A 21,163-nucleotide genomic window follows, 5' to 3' on the forward strand; every position below is an offset into this window, starting at 1 on the left:
GGCCGCATAATCAACGAAAATTTGGAACGATCTCTCATGCCCGCTCTAGACGCCATCGATCGCAATATCCTGAGACTGCTGCGCCTCGATGCCCGCATGAGCAATGCCAAGCTCGCAGCCGAGATAGGCCTCTCTCCCTCGGCCTGCCTCAGGCGCATTAAGATCATGGAAAAATCAGGCGTGATCCGCGGCTATACGGTGCTGGTCGACACCGGCAATGCGGATGAGATGATCGCCGTGATCATCAACATCACTCTCGAACGACAGACGGAGGACTATCTCGACCGCCTTGAGGCGGCGGTCCGCCGGCATCCCGAGATCCGGGAATGTTTTCTGATGACGGGTGGTTCGGACTACCTGCTGCGGGTGGAGGTTGCCAATGCGGGCGAGTTCGAGCGGATCCATAAAGAGATCCTTTCGACCTTGCCCGGCGTCCTCAGGATTCATTCCAGCTTCTCGATCCGCAACGTTCTGGCGACGCGCACGAGGGGCAGGCGCTGAAACGCGAACATCAAGCGGCGCCTAATTGCCTATCAGCAGGACCCAATCTCTTACTCCGCTCCGTCGACGGAGCGGCAACCGCCCTGGACTAAAAGGTGAGTTGCACCTTGCAGGCGGTCGCCCGGTCACCGGCGAGGATGAAGGCTGCGTCGGCTTCTTCGAGCGGCAGGCTGTGGCTGATGATTGGACGCACATCGATCTTGCGGCTGGAGATCAGCTCGACGGCGGTCGCGAATTCCTCGTGGAACCGCTGCGTTCCGTGAATGTGAAGCTCCTTGCCGACGATGGCGTTGAGAGGGATCGGGACGTCTCCTGTGACGCCGACCTGTACGATCGTTCCGCGTGGTCTGATGGCGGCAATCGCGCCGCGGATGGCCGGAGCGGCGGCCGAGCATTCGAAGACGAGATCGAAATAGCCCTTTCCCGCCTCGTATTCTGCAAGCGCCGGGGCATCCTTGGAAACATTGATGGTGCGGGTGGCGCCCATCGCTTTTGCCCTGGTGAGCGCCGCATCCGCGAGATCGGTCACCACGATCTCGCTAGCCCCATAATAAGCTGCGACGGCAACCATCAGGGCGCCGATCGGCCCGGCGCCGGTGACCAGCACGCGTTTGCCTGTGATATCTCCCGCACGCGATGCCGCGTGCAGGCAGACGGAGAGCGGCTCGCTGCAGGCCGCTTCCGCAGCAGTTGTCGCAACTCCGACCGCAAAGCACTGCTTGGCCGGCACCACCAGCCACTCCCGGAACATGCCCTGCTCATGCGGCAGGCGCATCGCGCTGCCCATGAAGCGCATTTCCAGGCAGTGGATCGGCATGTTTTTCTGGCAATATTCGCAATGCCTGCAGGGCTGGCTGGGATTGACCGCCACCAGCGTGCCAGCCTTCAGATCGACGCCCTCGCCTGCCTGGCTTACGGTTCCCGATGCCTCGTGGCCGGGTATGATCGGCTCGCGCACTCGGACCGGCCCGAAGCCGCCATCCTGATAATAATGCAGGTCGGAGCCGCAAATCCCTGCGGCCGCCATCTTGAGAAGCACCTCGCCTGGACCGGGGACCGCAACCGTATCGGTCTCGATCCTGAGATCGCCCTTTTGGTAAAGCCGTGCCAGACGTGTCCGCATCGTTTCCATCCTATCTCAACAGTCCAAGCTGCTGCGGCAGCCACAGCGATATGGCCGGGACAAAGGTTATCAGGATCAGCGCCAGGAAGAGCGGCACCAGCCAGGGCAGGATTGCCATGGTCGTGCGTTCGACGGATAGTTTCGCGACCCTCGACAACACGAAAAGCACCATGCCGAGCGGCGGATGCAGCAGTCCGATCATCAGGTTCAGCGTCATGATGAGACCGAACTGGACGGGATCGATCCCGAATTTCAGGACGATCGGGAGAAGGATCGGCACGAGAATGGTGATGGCCGCGATCGTATCCAGGAAGCAGCCGACGAAGAGCATCAGCAGGTTCACGAGGATCAGGAAAACCCATTTATTGTCGGTGATCGACAGGATCGCATCGGACAGCAGCTGGGCCGCCTGGCTCACCGTCAGCAGCCATGCGAAGACCGATGCCGCGGTGACGATGAAGAGAACGGATGCCGTCGTCTCGATCGTATCGAAGCTTGCCTTGGCGAGCGTCGAGGGCGTCATCGTGCGGTAACGCACCAGGCCGAGGAACAGAGACCAGAGGACGGCTGCGACGGCGGCCTCCGTCGGCGTGAACCACCCCATCGTCATGCCGCCGATCAGGATGACCGGCGTCATCAGCGCCATGACGGCGGAGAAGCGGAAATACCAGTCGAGGGCAAGAAGAAGGGCAAGAGCAATGCCCGCCGCAACATTCATCGATACGCCCGCCTGCATCATCAGATAGATGGCCAGCGGCACCGCCAGGACGACAACGATTTCCATCCCCGCCGACAGCAGCTGCCTCACATCGAACGGCGCGTCCGAGCCCCAGCGCTTCTTGTAAGCAAAGGCGGCGACGGTGATCATCATCAGGAGCGTCATGACAATGCCGGGCAGGATGCCCGCCATGAAAAGAGCGCCGATCGAGACGTTCGCCATCATGCCGTAGATCACGAAAGGCAGCGACGGCGGGAAGATCGGGCCGAGCGTTGCCGAAGCCGCCGTCACGCCGACCGCGGCCTCGACCGGATAGCCGTGATCCTTCATCGCCTTGATCTCGATCGTGCCGATACCGGCTGCGTCGGCGAGCGCTGTGCCCGACATGCCGGAGAAGATCACCGAACCGATGATGTTGACTTGCGCGAGACCGCCCTTCATCCAGCCGACGAGAGCAACGGCAAAGGAATAAATGCGGCCGGTGACGCCCGCCGAGTTCATCAGGTTGCCCGCGAGGATGAAGAAGGGCACGGCGAGCAGCGGGAAGCTTTCGACGCCGGCGATCATGCGCTGGGCGACGATGATGTCGGGGGCGACGCCGTAAAGGACAATGTAAAGCACGGATGCGACGGCCATAGAGATGGCAACGGGCACCCCGACCAGCATCAGCACCAGAAACGAGCCAAGAAGCAGTAGCATCAGATCAACCCTCGATGGTCTGGAATTCTTCGGGACGCTCCAGAACGGAGTAGCCGCGGCGCATGTTGGCGATGAAGACGATGATCGCGCGGATCAACATCAGCACGAAGGCGACGAGAACGGCGTAGAAGACGATGTTGCGCGGCAGATCGATGGTGACCATCTGCTCGTCCGCGACGATGTCGACGTAGCGCCACATCAGATGGCAGCCATAGGCGAAGAAGCCGATGCGGACGATATCGACAAAAGTGGCGAGCACGCGCGCCAGGCCTGCAGGCATATAGTGATAGAACACATCCACCTGGATATGCCGCGACGTGCGCACGCACATGACGGATCCGAGAAAGACGACGCCGATCAGGCAATTGATCGCTATTTCCTCGGTCCATGCATAGCTGTCGTTCAGCACATAACGCGTGAAGAACTGCAGGAACACGCAACCGGCCATCAGCCAGAAGACGATCAGCGTGATCCAGTCTTCAATGGCATAGTCCGAGACGTTTGCGGTCGGAGCGTGCCCTTCGAACTCGTGACCGATTTCTTCGGCCGTGATTTGCGTATGGATTTCTTGCGACATGATCGGCCCTGTTCCAGTTGGGGAAGAAGGAGCGCGCTTGGCGGCGCGCCCTTCAGTTGTCGACAAACATCGTCCTTTGCTCGGCGTGATCCTCGGCTCAGTGAGTGCCGATACCTGCCCCTCATCCGGCTGCCGCCACCTTCTCCCCGCCAGCGGGGAGAAGGGACATGGCGCGCCGGCTTCTTTCAACCCTAACCGCTGCGTTTGGCACGTCCCCTCTCCCCGTCTAACGGGGAGAGGGTTAGGGTGAGGGGCATGACGAAAAGGTGGTTTGCAGAGTTTACTGGATCGCGCGGATTGCTTCCCAATCGGCCTTCTCGTAGCCGAAATCCTCGAACTTCACCTTTTCCATCACGGTCTTTTCGAAGTCGGCCTTGTCGACCTCGGCGACGTTCAGGCCCTTTTCCTTGAAGGTCGCAATAAGACCGTTTTCCTTGCCGGCGATCGTCTTGCTGGTGCGCTCGGCCGCCTCCTGCATGACCTCGCCGAAGATCTTCTTGTCCTCGTCGGAAAGGCTCGCCCACCGGGTCTTCGAGATCACGGTGTTGAGGTGATCGACGATGTGGCCGGTGAGGATGATGTTCTTCTGGACTTCATAGAACTTCTTCGCCTCGATTGTCGTCAGCGGGTTTTCCTGTGCCTCGACCGTGCCGTTCTGCAAAGCGAGATAGACTTCGGCAAAGGCGATCGGCGTCGTGTTGGCACCGCAGGCGCGCGGCATGGCGAGATAGGCCGGAACGTCAGGCACCCGGATCTTCAAGCCCTGCATATCGGCGCATTTGGCGATCGGCTTGTTTGATGTCGTGTGGCGCGTGCCGTAATAGCTGACGGCGGCGATGTGGTTGCCGGTCTTGTCTTCATAGCCTTTGGCAAGACGCTTGAAGACATCGCTCTTGGTGTAGGCGATCAGGTGATCGGGACCGCGGAAGATATAGGGGAAGTAAGTCACGCCGATCGGCTTGTAGTCTCGGGCCGCGAAGCTCGATCCCGAGATGATGATGTCGACCGTCCCGAGCTTGAGGCCCTGGTTGATGTCGGCTTCCTTGCCGAGCTGCGACGCCGGATAGACCTCGATCTTGTAGCGCCCGTCGGTGCGCTTGTTGATCTCTTCTGCGGCCCAGACGGAATCCGTGTGGAAGGGCTCTGACGTTTCATAGACATGTGCCCATTTCAGCACTGTCTGGGCCTGCGCGATCGCGCTGCTCGCCATGATCGCGGCTGCAGTGCAAAGTATCGTTGCCAGTCTGCTTTTCATTGCTCTCTCCTCCCGAGCTTGGGTTAAGTCTTGGTCGTTCCTTTCGACGGCCGCTTGTTGCGGCCGCGCTCCTCTTCCCCCGAGAACTCCTCCCCGAAGCTCTCGGAAAACCTCTTCTGCGACATTGTGAGATGGGCGCGCATGGCGGCCTTGGCGCCAGCGGCATCGCCGGCGGCGATCGCGTCGCGAATGGCGCGATGCTCGTCCAGGGCCCTGCGCCATGTCGTCGGCCCCTCGAAGTGGCTGGCGAGCCTTGCGAAATAAGGGGTCATGCGCATGTCGAACATCTCGCCCGTGACGCGGATCAATGTCGCATTCCCAATGATGGCGGCAATGCCGGTGTGGAAGGCGCGATCCGCATCGAGCACTGCGATCGCATCGTTTACCACACCACCCATGCGCGTCAGAGCTTCATCGAGCAGAGCGATATCGTCCGGCTTGGCACGACCGGCAGCTTCTTCGGCGATGGCGCATTCGATGAGGGCGCGGGCCTGCAACAGTTCGAACGGCCCCTCCACCGGCTCGCGCTCAGCCCCGGTGACCGCCGCAGCATGCTGGCGCACCACGTAGATGCCGGAACCCATGCGGATGTTGACGAGTCCTTCGACCTCGAGGACGATCAGCGCCTCGCGGACGGTCGGGCGTGAGACCGAGAGTTGCTCCGCCAGGTCGCGCTCGGCCGGCAGCCGCTGGCCGACGGCAAGCTCGCCGCTGGCGATCATCAAGCGAATCTGATCCGCGACCTGTCTGTAAAGACGGCGTGATTCAACAGGCGAAAACATCTGGGCCTCCCCGGCGGCTTCTCCTCAAGCCGCACAGCTGGTCAACTGGCCTGACCAATTAAGGTACAGGTATCATCACAGAAGTTGTGCGTCAATCCGCCGCATAAACTTAATAGGAGAGTTCACATCCTTGGCTGAGCCGGGCAAGAAAAAACCCCGCCGCAGCGGGGTTCTTTGCGTAGAGGGGTGATCAGTTGTTATGCGCTGCACAGGCCTCATCCATCGGCGTGGCGTTGCTTGTGCCGCCTTGCGTTTGAAGATTGCTGGAGTTGTTGACCGGATTGGGGCACTTGGTCCTGTCGGTTTTCATTGTGCCGGTGGTCGTGGAGCCGGTCGTGGTGGTATCGGTCGCCATCGGCTTTTTGGCCTTCATAGTGCCGCTTGCACCGCCACCCTGATCGGCCTGGTTTTTATCGATCGTGGCCCCGGCCGGCGCCGGATTGGATTGGGCGAAAGCAGACGTGGCCATGCCGATAGAAAGAAGCGAGGCTGCTAAGAGTTTCATACGCATCTGATGTCCTCCTTAGGATCTTTGCGTGATCATTCAGAACCTCGCCGGCGCGTCATTGTTCCGCATTTGCTGCTTACAAATATACACTAGGCTCGGGTCTGCAGGCGCGCAGCCGAGGGTCAAGGCGTGGGGCCGGATCAGGAGACGAGCGATGACCCGTCGCTCGCCAACCGGCGATCGCCGAGTTCGTTAAATTTATTTCGCGTAAAGCGCTCGCGACCGCTCGAGATGCTTGAGAAGGGCCGTTTCCGAACCATCCACGTCGTTTGCGGCCAGACGGTCGACGATCTCGTCGTGTTCGGCGAGCGTGAACTTTTCCTTGCCGGTCCAGATCAGCATCTCGGTATGGTATTCCTTCAGCCAGGCTAGCATTGCTTCGCTGACGGCGACGTAGATCGGGTTGCCCGATATCTGCGCGATGCGGGTGTGGAATTCCATGTCCGCGTCGATGAACTCTTCGGCCCGCCCAAGCGACATTCGCTGGCGTTCGATGACGTTCCTGAGGTCGGCGATATCATTTGCGGAGGCCCGCTGCGCGGCCTCGCGTGCCATGCCGCGTTCGAAGAAGATGCGGGCGCTCTTGAGATGCTCCAGCGAGTCGGCCGATTGCGACAGCATGATCTTCGCGGTGAGATCGACCTGGCGGAATATCGACTTTGCCGTCAGCCTGAGAACCTTCGCCCGCTCACCGTGCGAAATGCTGACAAGACCTTTGTTGGCAAGGGACTGCATGGCCTCCCTGATCGCCGGCCGGCCAACGCCGAAGCGTTCCATCAGCACGCGCTCGGAGGGCATTTCGTCGCCGGGCTGAAGCTCACCCGAGGTGATCATTCGCTCAAGTCGATCAAACACTTCGTCAGAGAGTTTCCGGCGGACGATTTGTTCGAGGGGCTGGGTCATCACATCTCGCTGGCTCAAAATGTTTCCTCCTAACAGTTTTCCGGGTCGAGAACAAAGCTGTCGGTGAAAATTTGCGGATCCGAAGATTCTACTTTTCATAAGTTGGAATACTCATTATACCAGATCATGAGTTGACGCCATGGCAATCTACGTGGCGAGAGGAGCAACCGTCAGTTTCATGATGATTACCCTGACCTACCGTATCGAAACGCCCGGCAGCGTCGAGGCGATGGCGGAAAAGATCGCGAGCGACCAGTCGACCGGAACTTTCGTGCCCGTCCCGGGCGAGACCGAGGAGCTGAAGTCGCGTGTCGCCGCCCGCGTCCTGGCGATTCGTGCTCTCGAAGGCGCAAATCATCCGACCTGGCCCGAGATCGCCCCCGGCACGCTACTCAATCGCGCCGATGTCGACATCGCCTTTCCGTTGGAAGCGATCGGGACCGATCTCTCCGCATTGATGACCATTGCGATCGGCGGCGTCTATTCCATCAAGGGCATGACCGGCATCCGCATCGTCGACATGAGGCTGCCCGATGCCTTCAAAAGCACGCATCCCGGACCGCAGTTCGGCATCCCTGGAAGCCGCCGCCTCACCGGCGTCGAAGGTCGCCCCATCATCGGAACGATCGTCAAGCCGGCGCTTGGCCTCAGACCGCAAGAGACGGCGGAACTCGTCGGCGAGCTGATCTCATCCGGCGTCGACTTTATCAAGGATGACGAAAAACTGATGAGCCCGGCCTATTCGCCGCTCAAGGATCGGGTTTCGGCGATCATGCCGCGCATTCTCGATCACGAGCAGAAGACCGGCAAGAAGGTCATGTACGCCTTCGGCATCTCACATGCCGATCCCGACGAGATGATGCGCAACCACGACATCGTCGCCAAGGCCGGCGGCAACTGCGCCGTCGTCAACATCAACTCGATCGGCTTCGGCGGCATGAGCTTTCTGCGCAAGCGCTCCAATCTGGTGCTGCACGCGCATCGAAACGGTTGGGACGTGCTGACGCGCGACCCGGGCGCCGGCATGGACTTCAAGGTCTATCAGCAATTCTGGCGGCTGCTCGGGGTCGACCAGTTTCAGATCAACGGCATCAGGGTCAAATATTGGGAACCGGACGACAGTTTCGTCTCGTCCTTCAGGGCCGTCAGCACGCCGCTATTCGATGCCTCCGATTGCCCGCTTCCGGTTGCCGGTTCGGGCCAGTGGGGAGGACAAGCGCCTGAGACCTACAAGCGGACCGGCCGGACCGTCGATCTTCTCTATCTCTGCGGCGGTGGCATCGTCAGCCACCCCGGCGGACCGGCGGCCGGCGTTCGGGCCGTGCAGCAGGCCTGGCAGGCCGCGGTCGCGGACATCCCGTTGGAGGTCTACGCGAAAGATCATCCGGAGCTTGCCGCTTCGATTGCAAAATTCAGCGACGGCAAGGGCGCGTGACCACGATGGATGGACCTCTCGTCAGCTATTACGGTGATGACTTCACCGGCTCCACCGATGTCATGGAGGCCTTAGCCTCGAACGGTGTGTCGACCGTGCTCTTCCTCGACGTTCCGACGCCGGAACTGCTTGCGCGCTTTAAGGATTGCCGCGCGATCGGCATTGCCGGAACAAGCCGCAGCGAGACCCCCGCATGGATGCAAGAGCACCTTGCTCGCGCTTTCGAGTGGCTGAATTCGCTTGGCGCTGACATTTGCCACTACAAGGTCTGCTCGACCTTCGATTCCAGCCCCGAAGTCGGCAATATCGGCAAGGCGATCGAAATCGGCCGATCGGTATTCAGGCAATCCGTCGTGCCCGTCATCGTCGGCGCGCCGCAATTGAAGCGCTACACGGCATTCGGCAACCTCTTTGCCGCTTACCAGGGCCGGATTTTTCGCATCGATCGCCATCCCGTCATGAGCCGCCATCCGGTCACCCCGATGGACGAGGCGGACCTTGCGGTCCACCTGTCGAAGCAGACCCGCCTCCCCGTCCTGGTCGCCGATCTTATCGCCATCACCGCGACGGACGCAGATAGGCGGACCGACGAACTGGCGTCGGGTTGCGAGGGGATCCTGCTCATCGATGTCGACTCCGAAGCGACGCAGGAGGCCGCAGGTCGGCAGTTGCTTCGTGTCACCGGCCGTTCCGGAAGCTTCGTCGCCGGCTCGTCGGGGGTCGAATACGCCCTGCTCAGCGCATGGCGTCGGAGCGGCTTCATCGGCGAAAGCAAAGCCGCGTTCTCCGATGTCGGCCCGGCCGACCGCCTTGCCGTCGTGTCGGGCAGCGTGTCGCCGACAACCGAGCGCCAGATCCGGACAGCTGTCGAGAACGGCTTTGAGAGCATCGCGCTCGATCCGCTTGCACTGGTCTCGGAGCATGGCGAAGGCGCGGTCAATGCTGCGGTGGAGGCTGGAACGCAGCAGCTCAAGCAAGGCAAGAGCGTCATCCTCTACACCGCGCTTGGACCGTCTGCAGACCGGGGCACCGACATCGACAGGCTTCCGGGTGCGCGTCACCGGCTCGGAAGCGCGCTCGGCACGATCTTGCGCCGCCTGATCGAGAACGAAGGGCTTTCCCGTGCGGTCGTCGCCGGCGGCGACACATCAAGTCACGCGCTCAGGCCGTTGAAGATCGACGCGCTGACGACGCTTCTCCCGCTGCCCCAGACGCCGGGCTCTCCGCTTTGCCTTGCGCATGGCGACTATCAGCCGACCAACGGCCTGCAGATCGCGCTCAAAGGCGGCCAGGTCGGGACTGACGACTATTTCACGCAGATCCGCGACGGAAGGAAACACTGATGGTTTCCCAAGGTTTCATCGGTCGAACGCGCGATCGACCGGCTTCACGCAGAAAACGCCGGTCCTAACAAATCTAATAGTGATATGGTGATTGACTCATCATACCAGTTGTGATCCTATTGAGAACGGAAAAGGTGAGGAAAACATGACTAAGATTGCCCTCTTCGGCGCAGGCGGGAAAATGGGGTACCGGCTCGCCAAAAATCTCAAAGGCTCGCGTTTCGAGGTCCGCCATATCGAGGTGAGCGACGCAGGCAAGGCCCGTTTGAAGAATGATCTCGGTGTCGATTGCGTACCCGTCGATATCGGGCTCGACGGCGCCGAGGTGGTAATCCTTGCCGTGCCGGACACGGCAATCGGCAAAGTCGCGGCAGGCATCGTCGACAAGCTCACTTCAGGCACCATGGTGATCGCGCTGGACGCTGCGGCTCCCTTTGCCGGCCACCTGCCGAAGCGTGATGATCTTACCTATTTCGTCACCCATCCCTGCCATCCGCCGATCTTCAATGACGAGACGGACATGCAGGCGAAAAAGGACCACTTCGGCGGCCTCTTTGCCAAGCAGCATATCGTCTCGGCACTGATGCAAGGTCCCGAAAGCGCCTACGCGCTTGGCGAGGAAATCGCCAAGCTGATCTGGGCGCCGGTCATGCGCTCGCACCGGGTCACGGTCGATCAACTTGCCATGCTCGAACCGGGCTTGTCGGAAACCGTCTGCGCATCGCTGCTCGTCGTCATGCGGCAGGCCATGGACGAATGCGTGGCGCGCGGCGTGCCGGAACAGGCCGCCCGCGATTTCCTGCTCGGCCATATGAACGTACTCGGCGCGGTCATCTTCAAGGAAGTCGACGGCGTGTTCTCGGATGCCTGCAACAAGGCGATCGAGTTCGGCATCCCGGCGCTGATGCGCGACGACTGGAAAAAGGTATTCGAACCGCAGGAGATCGCCGAAAGCATCCGGCGCATCACCTGAACCGGCTTGGGGAGGCAAGCCCTCCCCGCAACTGCCCCAGGGAGAAGGGGCTTCATTCACAACAGGGAGGAAAATATGAAACTGACGCGCAGACTGACACTCGCAGCTTTTGCCGGCGCACTGGCGCTCGGAACGGCTCTTCCGGCCTTTTCGGCCGATCTCATCGCCATCATCACGCCGGCGCACGACAATCCCTTCTTCAAGGCCGAAGCCGTCGGCGCCGAAGCCAAGGCGAAAGAGCTCGGCTACGAGACGTTGCTCATGACGCATGACGACGACGCCAACAAGCAGTCGGAAATGATCGACACGGCGATCGGACGCGGCGCCAAGGCGATCATTCTCGACAATGCCGGAGCCGACGCCTCCGTCGCGGCCGTCAAAAAGGCGAAGGATGCAGGTATCCCCTCCTTCCTGATCGACCGCGAAATCAACGCGACGGGCGTTGCCGTCGCGCAGATCGTCTCGAACAACTATCAGGGCGCCCAGCTCGGGGCGCAGGAATTCGTCAAGCTGATGGGCGAGAAGGGCAATTACGTCGAGCTGGTCGGCAAGGAATCCGACACCAACGCCGGCATCCGCTCGCAAGGCTATCACGACGTCATCGACGACTATCCAGACCTGAAGTCCGTTGCCAAGCAGTCGGCCAACTGGAGCCAGACGGAAGCCTATTCGAAGATGGAAACCATCCTCCAGGCAAATCCCGACATCAAGGGCGTCATTTCAGGGAATGACACGATGGCCATGGGGGCGATCGCAGCACTGCAGGCGGCCGGCCGCAAGGACGTGATCGTCGTCGGCTTCGACGGTTCCAACGACGTGCGCGACTCCATCAAGTCGGGCGGCATCAAGGCAACGGTCCTGCAGCCCGCCTATGCGCAGGCTCAGTTGGCGGTAGAACAGGCAGACGCCTACATCAAGAACAAGACGACGCCAAAGGAAGAGAAGCAGTTGATGGATTGCGTTCTCATCAATGCCGACAATGCCGGCAAACTCGAAACCTTCGCCCTGACGAACTGATCAGCCGCGAATTGCGGAGGGCGCAGCGCTGCGCCCTCCGCAATGCATTTCGCAAGACGTCGAGGTTTAAAGCATGTTGAGAATGAAGGGCGCCCTCGTCGCTGCCGTCGTGGCGGCCGCCTTGCCCGGTTGCAAGATCATCAAGACCCCGACCGCAGAGGAAAAGGCGGCGGCAGCGGCCAAGACCGCCTTCGACCCGAATGCGAAGGTCGAGTCGATCTGGCAATCCGAGGCAGTGCCGTATTTCGAGAAGCACGCCGGGGATCTCAAGGACGTCATGCAATTGGCCGCCTCCAGCCCCGACGCCGCGGGCGAGAAATACGGCAATCCCCGCAAGCAGAGCAGCTCGCCATGGACCTATGCGGTGAAGATCACCGGCAAGGTTGTCGCGGCCGATACGGCCTCTCGCGCGGCAACGCTCGATGTCGACGCAGATGGCGACGGCAAGGCCGACGCCAAGGTGCAGATCGGACCGGCGCTGCGCGGCACGGCGCTGCGCGACACGTTGGAGTTCGTCAATTTCAACGAATTCAAGAACCAGATCGAGTGGGCACAGTTCGGCAAAGCCTTCAACGAGAAGGCCAATACCACCTTTCTCTCCGCCATCCCCCGTGAGGGCCTCGCCGGCAAGACGGTGACCGCGATCGGCGCTTTTCCGCTGCCGAAGAGCGGCGAGCTGCCGCTCATAACGCCTTCGGAACTGAAGGTCGGTCCATGACCACAGCAGAGGCACAAAAAGACGATGTCATCCTGCGCCTCGACGACGTGTCGAAGGTCTATTCGGGCATTGTCGCCGTCAAGCGCGCCAATCTCGCGCTTCGCCGCGGCGCAGTGAACGTCCTTGTCGGCGAAAACGGTGCAGGCAAGTCGACGCTGATGAAGATCATCGCCGGTGTCGAGCGTCCGACGCTCGGCCATATCATCCTGGATGGCAAGCCCGTATCCTTCGACAGCCCTGCAGACGCGCAAGCGCACGGCATCGGCATGATCTTCCAGGAACTCAATCTCTTCGCCAACATGTCGGTCGCAGAAAACATCTTTGCCAGGCGTGAAATCACCCGTGGCATCCTCGGCATCGATCACAAGGCGCAGGTGCAAAAGGCCAATGCGTTTTTGAAACGTCTCGATGCGGGGATCGAGGCGGATACGATGGTCGAGGATTTGCCGATCGGCCAGCAGCAGCTCGTCGAGATCGCCAAGGCGATGTCGCTGGATGCCCGTATCCTGATCATGGACGAGCCGACGTCGGCTCTTTCGGCGGCCGAAGTCGAGATCCTGTTCAAGGTGATCGCGGAACTGAAAGCCCAGGGCGTGGCGATCGTCTATATCTCGCACCGGCTCGAAGAGCTGATGCGGATAGGCGACTACATCACGGTGCTGCGTGACGGCCAGGTCACCGGCGAGGCAATGGTCCGCGACATCGACACGCGCTGGATCGTGCGCTCGATGATCGGCTCGGATGCCAAGGATTTTGCAAAGTCCGTGGACCACGCCGTCGGAGCTGAAGTCTTTCGCGCCGAAAATATCAGCCTGCCGCGGCCGACAGGTGGTCTTTCGGTCAACAATGTCTCCCTGTCGGTCAAGGCCGGCGAAATCCTCGGCATCTACGGTCTGATGGGTGCCGGGCGCAGCGAATTCTTCGAATGCGTGATCGGCCGGCACACACACTCGACCGGCAAGATCTTCATCGACGGTAAGCATGTTCGCGCCCGCGACACCACGCGGCGCATCCGCCGCGGCCTTGCGCTCATTCCGGAAGACCGGCAGCGGGAAGGCCTGGTTCAGGTGCTTTCCATCGCGTCGAACCTGACGCTGGCGAGCCTTGGCCGCTTCACCCGGCTCTTCCATATCGACAGGGGCGCTGAGAAGAACGCCATTCGCGATGCGATCCGCGACCTCTCGATCAAGGCGCCGAACCCGGATTTCGAGGTGACCTCGATGTCCGGCGGCAATCAGCAGAAGGTCGTCATCGGTAAGGCCTTGATGACCAATCCGAAGGTGCTTCTGATGGACGAGCCGAGCCGCGGCATCGATGTCGGCGCCAAGGCCGACGTCTTTCGCACCATGCGGCGGCTGGCGGCGAACGGGCTCGCCATTCTGTTTTCGACTTCCGACCTCGAGGAGGTCATGGCGCTTTCCGATCGCATCGCGGTCTTGAGCAACGGCCAGCTCATCGCCGTCTTCGATCGCAACGAGGCCACGGAAGAAGCCATTATCGCGGCTTCGGCCAAGGGACACGGACATCAAGGGAAACTCGCGTCATGATGGCGGCTACATCAACCACTCTTGCGCCGAAGGGCGCCAACGGCTCGGCGCTTCTGACACTGATGAAGCTCAGGACGTTCATCGCATTATTTGCGGTCATCATCTTCTTTGCGATCTTCGCCCCGAACTTCACCTCGACGGCGAACATGATTTTGATGTCGAAGCATGTGGCGCTGAACGCCTTCCTGGCGATGGGCATGACCTTCGTCATCATCACCGGCGGCATCGATCTCTCGGTCGGATCGATCGTCGGGCTTTGCGGCATGGTCGCCGGCGGACTGATCCTTTACGGCATCGAATTGCCGATCGGCTACACGATCTTTTTCAACCTCTTCGAGATCGTGCTGATCACCTTGTCGATCGGCCTGCTCATCGGCCTGATCAACGGTCTGCTGATCACCAAACTCAACGTCGCGCCCTTCATCGCCACGCTCGGCACGCTTTATATCGCCCGCGGTCTCGCTTTGCTGTCGTCGGACGGCCAGACGTTTCCGAACCTTGTCGGCCGACCGGAATATGCGACGACCGGCTTCGATTTCTTCGGCGCGGGACGCATTCTCGGCCTGCCGGTGTCGATCTGGATCCTGATCGTGCTTGCGCTGCTGGCCGCCTATGTCGCGCGTTCAACGCCGATCGGCCGTCATATCTTCGCCGTCGGCGGCAATGAGCGGGCCGCGCGCATGTCCGGTATCCGGGTCGATGTCGTGAAGATCTTCGTCTACATGTTCTCCGGACTGTGCGCGGCAATCGTCGGGGTCGTCATCTCCTCCGAACTGATGGCAGCCCATCCGGCGACCGGCGAAAGCTTCGAACTCAATGCGATTGCCGCAGCCGTGCTCGGCGGCACCTCGATGTCGGGCGGCCGCGGCACGATCGGCGGAACGATCATCGGCGCCTTCGTCATCGGCATCCTCTCCGACGGACTGGTGATGATGGGCGTCTCCTCCTTCTGGCAGATGGTCATCAAGGGCCTCGTCATCATCATTGCCGTCGTGGTCGACCAGGCACAGCGCCGCCTGCAGCAGCGCGTCACCCTCATGCAGATGGCAAAGGCAGGTTGATTATGACGGAATTGAAAGGGGCTTTGATCGGATGCGGCTTCTTTGCGGTCAACCAGATGCATGCCTGGAACGACGTTTCGGGCGCCGGCATCGTCGCGATCTGCGATCGTGATCCTGAGCGGCTGAAGATCGTCGGCGATCAGTTCGGCATCGATCGCCGCTATGGCGATGCCGAGGCCTTGTTCGCCGATGGCGGTTTTGATTTCGTCGACATTGCCACGACCGTCCAAAGCCACCGCACCCTCGTCGAAATGGCGGCTCGGAACAAGGTGCCGGCCATCTGCCAGAAGCCGTTCGCCAAGACCTTGTCGGACGCGAAGGCGATGGTCGAGGCGTGTCGCAATGCCGGCATTCCCTTGATGGTGCACGAGAACTTTCGCTGGCAGACGCCGATCCAGGCGGTGCGGAAGGCGCTGGAGACAGATACCATCGGCACGCCCTTCTGGGGCCGCTTCTCCTTCCGTTCGGCCTACGACGTCTTTTCGGGTCAGCCCTATCTCGCCGAGGGCGAACGGTTCATCATTGAAGACCTTGGCATCCATACGCTCGATATCGCCCGCTATATCCTTGGCGACGTTCGCTCGCTCACGGCCCGCACCAAGCGGGTCAATCCGAGAATCAAGGGCGAGGATGTCGCGACCATTCTGCTCGATCATGAAAATGGCGCCACGTCGGTCGTCGACGTCAGCTACGCCACCAGGCTTTCCAGGGAGCCGTTCCCCGAAACCTTGATCGAGCTCGACGGTTCAGAGGGCACGATCCGCCTGACCCAGGGTTACGGCCTCGAAATCACCAACGCCAAGGGCACCACCACCACGGACGTATCGCCGAAGCTGTTGTCATGGGCCTCGCGGCCCTGGCACAACATCCAGGAGAGCGTCTACGCGATCCAGCAGCATTGGGTCGATCAGCTGGAGCGCGGCGCGGAACATTCGACGTCAGGGTCCGACAATCTGAAAACTTTCGCGCTCGTCGAGGCCGCCTATGACAGCGCGGCCAGGGGACAGACGATCGATGTCGGAGCGATGCTGCGATGACGGTCGATGCGTTCCAGCTCTACGGTACTCGCCTCGTCGAAACGCCCCCGGTTCGCCTGAGAGCCGGAAAACTGGAAGCCGATCTCGCCAACGGCAACCTCCGCACCATCCGCTACGATGGGACCGAGGTGCTGCGAGCGATCTCCTATCTCGTTCGCGACCGGGACTGGGGCACCTACGGCCCTGAAATCACCGACCTCCGGATCGAGCAGAATGACGATCGTTTCGCAGTCGCTTATCGAGCCCGCTGCGAGGGGCCTGACAATACGAGGCTTGTCATCGACATTCGCATCACCGGAAGCGCGGACCGGCTCGACTTCGAAGCCGAAGCCATCACAGGGACCGGCTTCGAGACCAATCGCTGCGGCTTCTGCATCCTGCATCCGATCGTCGGCGTCGCGGGCTCGCCGGCAACGATCGAGCATGTCGACGGGCAGATCGTGGCAACGCGGTTTCCTCATCTCATCGAGCCCTGGCAACCTTTCAAGGACATGCGCGCCATCACCCATGCGGTCACGCCTGACGTTCAGGCGGAATGCCGGATGGAGGGCGACACTTTTGAAATGGAAGATCAAAGGAACTGGTCGGACGCATCCTATAAGACTTATGTCAGGCCGCTCGCCCTGCCCTGGCCCTACCAGATTGCCGCCAATCAACCCGTTCGGCAAAAGACATCGCTTGTTATCAGGGATATCAGCGGTGCAACACGGCATCATCCTCGAGTGTCAGGCGGCGCCATAAAACTTGAACTCGGTGCGCGGACCGGCACCATGCCCGATATCGGCATGATCATTACGCCCGAAGAGGCCGATGCGAGCCTTTCGGCAAAGTCCGTCCTGATGGAGATCGCTCCCCAGGAACTTCTCTTCCATTTCGACCCCGGTGCCGGGCACGGCGTCGAAGCGTTCAGGCGGTTCGCAGCAATGGCGACGGTCCATCGCGGCCGCTCGACGCTGGAGATCGCCCTTCCCTGCAAATCGTCGCCGTCAAGCGAGGCGGCCGAGATCGCCCACCAGATGCGTCTGGCGGAATTCAAGCCGGATGCGATCATGATCTCGCCTTCCGTCGACCGGCAATCGACGCCGCCCGGCAGCACATGGCCGGATTGCCCGCCTTTGGACGAGGTCTATGTCGCCGCCCGCGCCGCCTTTCCCGGCATTCGCATTGGCGGCGGCATGCTGAGCTATTTCACCGAACTCAACCGGAAGCGCGTGCCGGATGGGCAGCTCGACTTCGTCAGCCACTGCACCAACCCTATCGCGCATGCGGCCGACGATCTCAGCGTCATGCAGACATTGGAAGCGCTGCCCTTCATCACCCGGTCGGTGCGTGCGATCTACGGCGACAGGCCCTACCGCATCGGCCCATCGACGATCCCGATGCGGCAGAACCCCTATGGCAGCCGCACGATGGACAATCCGTCGGGCGCACGCATTCCCATGGCCAATCGCGACCCGCGCCACAATGGACGTTTCGCGGAGGCCTTCGCGCTCGGTTACGCGATACGGGTGCTGGATGCCGATCTGGAATGCCTGACCCTATCAGCCTTATCAGGTCCGTTCGGCCTGATCGCCGGTCCGGGGGAACCGACCGAACCAGGCGGGCGTCGTCCGCTGTTCGATACCGTGCGGAGACTGTGTCAATTGGCTGGCACAACCTGGCGGGAATGCGTCTCCTCCTCTCCCTCCGAGGTCCTGTCTTTCGTTGCAAGAGATGCTACGGGCGCCAGGCTTTACGTCGTCAATCTGACGAGCGAAGAGCGAAAGGTCGATTGCCATGCATGCGGGCCGACCGGGAAGGACTCAAGCGGGGATCTGCTGCTTGCCCCATTGGCTGTCGCCGTCTTGCCGCTGGAGCACCACGCGCTGGCGGATTGACCTCCAGTGGTGCAGCTGCATCTATGCGATCGGAACTCGCTCTCGGGAGGATCGATGTGAAGACGAAGAAGCTTATCAATTCCGGCGCAGATGCCGTCGATGAGATGCTGCAGGGGGTCCTGGCGGCGCATCCGCGCCATCTCTACGCGGTAGAAGACATGCCCCGCGCGATCATCGCCAAAAACGGGCCACGCAAGGGCAAGGTCGGACTGGTCATCGGCGGTGGATCCGGGCACGAACCGACATTTCTGGGGTTTGTCGGCAAGGGGCTTGCGGACGCGGCCGCAATCGGCAATGTCTTTGCGTCGCCGCCGCCCGACCCGATTATCGCCTGCGCCATGGCGGTCGACGGCGGCGCCGGTGTAATGTTCATGTATGGCAATTATGCCGGCGACGTGATGAACTTTGACATGGCTGCCGAGATGCTTGCGCTTGACGAGATCGAGGTACGCACCGTGCTTACCACGGATGACGTGGCATCTGCTCCTCCCGATCAGAGGGACAGGCGACGCGGCGTGGCGGGCAACGTCTTCATCTTCAAAGCCGCCGGCGCAGCCTGCGATCTTCTCTACTCGTTTGACGATGTCGAGCGCGCCGCCCGCCATGCCAATGCGCGAACCTATACGATGGGTGTGGCGCTTTCCCCCTGTTCGCTGCCCCAGACCCTCCGGCCAAACTTCCTGATCGGCGAAGGGGAGATGGAGATCGGAATGGGTATCCATGGGGAACCTGGCGTGGCGCGCGAGCCGCTGAGGCCGGCCGACGCGGTGACCGACGAACTCATGGACCGCATTCTTCGCGAAATGAACGCAGATCGGGGTGATCGTGTCGCGGTGCTCGTCAATTCGCTGGGCTCGACCCCGATGATGGAACTCTACATCATGATGCGGCGCGTGAAGTCCCGGCTCGACGATGCCGGGCTCGTCCTCCATACGTCGCTCGTCGGGAATTACTGCACCTCTCTCGAAATGGCCGGCGCGTCGATCACGGTCATGCATCTCGACGATGAGCTTCAGCGATTGATCGACCACCCCTGTGATTGCGCGATGTTTGCGAGGTAATCGATGACGTTTACGACCGAAGACCTGCAGCGCATGTTTGCCGGGATTGCCAAGGATATTGCGGCAGAGAGCGACCATCTCTGCGCGTTGGACGGCGCCATCGGCGATGGGGATCACGGCCTTGCCATGGATGCGGGCTGCCAGGCCGCGGCGAAAGCGGTCGGCGAACTTGACGCCGGGATTGCCCCGACAGCCGCATTCAACGTCGCGGCAAAGGCATTCCTGAATGCGGTCGGCGCTTCGTCCGGCCCGCTATATGCCACGGCCTTCATGCGCGCCGGAGCAGCCGCCAAAGACAAGCAGACATTGAGCGATGACGATTTCCTGCGCGTCTTTGCGGCAATGGCGCAGGGAATTCAGGAACGCGGAAAGGCCGAACCCGGTGAAAAGACGATGGTTGACGCCTGGAAACCCGCGGCTGACGCAGCACTCGATGCCCGGCAGTCGGGAAAGCCCCTCCCCCAATGCTTCGAGGCGGCCGAGCGGGCAGCGCGCGCAGGCTGCGAAGCGACTAGCAACATGACGGCGGCCAAGGGACGGGCTTCGCGCTTGGGGGACCGTGTGATCGGGCACATCGATCCCGGCGCCGCGTCCGCAGTCATCATCATCGCCGCAATGGCCAAATTTGCCCAACATCACAATGGTTAGCTCGTCATACCAGTTGACATGTCAATNGGCCCGGCTTTACAAGAGGAGGACGGTAATGCTGACCCTGTCTGCGAAATTGAAGACCGCGAGCATCGTTGCGATCGCCGTGGCGTCACTATCGGCTACGCCGGTTCTTGCTGAAGACATCACGCTCTGGACCCTCAACTTCGACAATAATGCTGCCAACACAGCTCTGAAGAAGGTGGCGACAGATTTTGAAGCCGCAAATCCCGGAACGCATGTCGAGATCGTCCAGCGCGCCGTCGACGAGCACAAGACCGCATTGCGCGTCGCTGCGGGCTCCGACAAAGGGCCTGACATTTATTTCAGCTGGGCCGGCCTCGGCCTCGGCGGCGAATATGTGAAGGCCGGCCTGTCCCTTCCCCTCGACAAATATTATGCCGAGTACAAGTGGAGCGACGAATTGTTGCCCTCGGCAGCGGCTTTCGCCGACCTCTATCCCGGCGGCAAGCACGGCGTTCCCTTCACCTTCAAGGGTGAGGCCGTCTATTACAACAAGAAGCTTTTCGAACAGGCCGGCATCAAGGAAGAGCCGAAGACCTACGACGAATTCCTTGCCGCAGCCGACAAGCTGAAGGCTGCAGGCATCCCCGCATTCACCTTCGGCGGCACGGTCAACTGGCACGTCATGCGCCTCATGGACGTTATCCTTGAGACGAAGTGCGGTGCTGAAAAGCACGATGCGCTGAAGGCGATGACGTTGGACTGGACCAAGGAACCCTGCGCGACGGAATCCTTCGCGGAGTTTGCGAAGTGGACGAAGGACTATACGCTGCAGCCATTCATGGGCATCGACAACAAGCAGTCCTACAGCCTCTTCACCGCAGGCCGTGCGGCGATGATGCTCGAAGGCGACTGGCTGGTCAGCCAGCTTAACGGCTCCGGCGCCAATCTCGACGACTACGGCATTTTCCCCTTCCCGACCAACACCGATCGTCTCTACGGTTTCGCCGAGTACAACTACATCAGCACCAAGAGCAAGAGCCCTGACGTAGCGGCGAAGTTCCTCGACTACTTCCTCTCGACGAAAGTCCAGCAGGACCTGCTCGGCCAGCTGAGTTCGACCTCCGTCAACAAGAACGTACAATATGCCAACCAGAAGCCGCTCGAGGCGGAATGGCTGGCGATCTTCCAGAAATACGGCAAAGTGTACATGAACGGCGACCAGGCGTTCCCGCTCGACGTCACGACGGAGTACTTCCGGGTCATCAACGATGTTGCTTCCGGCAACACCGAGCCGGCCGATGCGGCCAAGCAGTTGCAGAGCTTTATCGCAAGCCGAACCTGATTCCTCCCGAGGTGCCAGTCGATCGACCCAGCTGTCGATCGACCGGCACATTCTTTCATCAGCTGGCAGCC

The 21,163-nt window shown here is 61.0% G+C and carries 20 protein-coding genes; 13 read left to right on the forward strand and 7 right to left on the reverse strand.

What is annotated here, in order from left to right:
- Positions 1-36: 36 nt before the first annotated feature.
- Positions 37-501, forward strand: a complete 465-nt coding sequence (locus A6U98_RS34510; RefSeq protein WP_003550368.1) for an Lrp/AsnC family transcriptional regulator — start codon at positions 37-39, stop codon at positions 499-501.
- Between the two features lie 88 nt (positions 502-589).
- Here A6U98_RS34510 and A6U98_RS34515 read toward each other — a convergent pair whose 3' ends face one another.
- From A6U98_RS34515 to A6U98_RS34545, 7 genes are all read right to left on the reverse strand, one after another.
- Positions 590-1,624, reverse strand: a complete 1,035-nt coding sequence (locus A6U98_RS34515) for an L-idonate 5-dehydrogenase (protein ID WP_064655843.1) — start codon at positions 1,622-1,624, stop codon at positions 590-592.
- A 10-nt stretch (positions 1,625-1,634) separates the two neighbouring features.
- Positions 1,635-3,041, reverse strand: coding sequence for a TRAP transporter large permease (locus A6U98_RS34520; protein ID WP_064655700.1), 1,407 nt, complete (start codon positions 3,039-3,041; stop codon positions 1,635-1,637).
- Positions 3,042-3,045: 4 nt separating this feature from the next.
- Complete coding sequence (locus A6U98_RS34525) at positions 3,046-3,618, reverse strand: TRAP transporter small permease (RefSeq protein WP_064655701.1); 573 nt, start codon at positions 3,616-3,618, stop codon at positions 3,046-3,048.
- A 280-nt stretch (positions 3,619-3,898) separates the two neighbouring features.
- The gene (locus tag A6U98_RS34530) at positions 3,899-4,873 is read right to left on the reverse strand and encodes a sialic acid TRAP transporter substrate-binding protein SiaP (protein WP_064655702.1); all 975 of its coding nucleotides are present in this window, start codon (positions 4,871-4,873) and stop codon (positions 3,899-3,901) included.
- Between the two features lie 23 nt (positions 4,874-4,896).
- Entirely contained in the window at positions 4,897-5,655 is a 759-nt protein-coding gene (locus A6U98_RS34535) for a FadR/GntR family transcriptional regulator (protein ID WP_064655703.1), read from the reverse strand.
- Between the two features lie 190 nt (positions 5,656-5,845).
- A complete protein-coding gene (locus A6U98_RS34540) occupies positions 5,846-6,166 on the reverse strand; it encodes a hypothetical protein (RefSeq protein WP_064655704.1) in 321 nt (106 codons plus the stop codon).
- A gap of 195 nt (positions 6,167-6,361) precedes the next feature.
- Positions 6,362-7,066, reverse strand: coding sequence for a transcriptional regulator NanR (locus A6U98_RS34545; RefSeq protein WP_064655705.1), 705 nt, complete (start codon positions 7,064-7,066; stop codon positions 6,362-6,364).
- A 139-nt stretch (positions 7,067-7,205) separates the two neighbouring features.
- Here A6U98_RS34545 and oiaX point away from each other — a divergent pair, with 139 nt between their 5' ends.
- From oiaX to A6U98_RS34605, 12 genes are all read left to right on the forward strand, one after another.
- Complete coding sequence (oiaX, locus tag A6U98_RS34550; RefSeq protein WP_245304606.1) at positions 7,206-8,501, forward strand: 3-oxo-isoapionate-4-phosphate decarboxylase OiaX; 1,296 nt, start codon at positions 7,206-7,208, stop codon at positions 8,499-8,501.
- A 5-nt stretch (positions 8,502-8,506) separates the two neighbouring features.
- Positions 8,507-9,844 (forward strand): four-carbon acid sugar kinase family protein, encoded by a 1,338-nt coding sequence (locus A6U98_RS34555; RefSeq protein ID WP_064655845.1) that lies wholly within the window; start codon positions 8,507-8,509, stop codon positions 9,842-9,844.
- 145 nt (positions 9,845-9,989) lie between these two features.
- Entirely contained in the window at positions 9,990-10,817 is an 828-nt protein-coding gene (locus A6U98_RS34560) for a phosphogluconate dehydrogenase C-terminal domain-containing protein (RefSeq protein WP_025396970.1), read from the forward strand.
- Positions 10,818-10,892: 75 nt separating this feature from the next.
- Positions 10,893-11,834, forward strand: coding sequence for a D-ribose ABC transporter substrate-binding protein (locus A6U98_RS34565; protein ID WP_003550404.1), 942 nt, complete (start codon positions 10,893-10,895; stop codon positions 11,832-11,834).
- A gap of 73 nt (positions 11,835-11,907) precedes the next feature.
- The gene (locus A6U98_RS34570; protein WP_064655706.1) at positions 11,908-12,552 is read left to right on the forward strand and encodes a DUF2291 domain-containing protein; all 645 of its coding nucleotides are present in this window, start codon (positions 11,908-11,910) and stop codon (positions 12,550-12,552) included.
- Positions 12,549-14,099, forward strand: a complete 1,551-nt coding sequence (locus A6U98_RS34575; RefSeq protein WP_064655707.1) for a sugar ABC transporter ATP-binding protein — start codon at positions 12,549-12,551, stop codon at positions 14,097-14,099. Before A6U98_RS34570 ends, A6U98_RS34575 begins: the two co-directional genes overlap by 4 nt.
- Positions 14,096-15,160, forward strand: coding sequence for an ABC transporter permease (locus tag A6U98_RS34580; protein ID WP_017957302.1), 1,065 nt, complete (start codon positions 14,096-14,098; stop codon positions 15,158-15,160). Before A6U98_RS34575 ends, A6U98_RS34580 begins: the two co-directional genes overlap by 4 nt.
- Positions 15,161-15,162: 2 nt before the next feature.
- The gene (locus A6U98_RS34585; RefSeq protein WP_064655708.1) at positions 15,163-16,197 is read left to right on the forward strand and encodes a Gfo/Idh/MocA family oxidoreductase; all 1,035 of its coding nucleotides are present in this window, start codon (positions 15,163-15,165) and stop codon (positions 16,195-16,197) included.
- Positions 16,194-18,074: a hypothetical protein gene (locus A6U98_RS34590; protein WP_064655709.1), complete on the forward strand. Its 1,881-nt coding sequence runs from the start codon at positions 16,194-16,196 to the stop codon at positions 18,072-18,074. Before A6U98_RS34585 ends, A6U98_RS34590 begins: the two co-directional genes overlap by 4 nt.
- A 56-nt stretch (positions 18,075-18,130) precedes the next feature.
- On the forward strand, positions 18,131-19,135 hold the full coding sequence (locus tag A6U98_RS34595; protein ID WP_064655710.1) for a dihydroxyacetone kinase subunit DhaK: 1,005 nt from the start codon (positions 18,131-18,133) through the stop codon (positions 19,133-19,135).
- Positions 19,136-19,138: 3 nt separating this feature from the next.
- The gene (dhaL, locus tag A6U98_RS34600) at positions 19,139-19,783 is read left to right on the forward strand and encodes a dihydroxyacetone kinase subunit DhaL (RefSeq protein WP_064655711.1); all 645 of its coding nucleotides are present in this window, start codon (positions 19,139-19,141) and stop codon (positions 19,781-19,783) included.
- A 55-nt stretch (positions 19,784-19,838) separates the two neighbouring features.
- Positions 19,839-21,092, forward strand: coding sequence for an extracellular solute-binding protein (locus tag A6U98_RS34605; protein ID WP_064655712.1), 1,254 nt, complete (start codon positions 19,839-19,841; stop codon positions 21,090-21,092).
- Positions 21,093-21,163 lie beyond the last annotated feature (71 nt).

It is taken from the genome of Rhizobium sp. WYCCWR10014 (assembly GCF_001657485.1).
GTDB lineage: Bacteria > Pseudomonadota > Alphaproteobacteria > Rhizobiales > Rhizobiaceae > Rhizobium.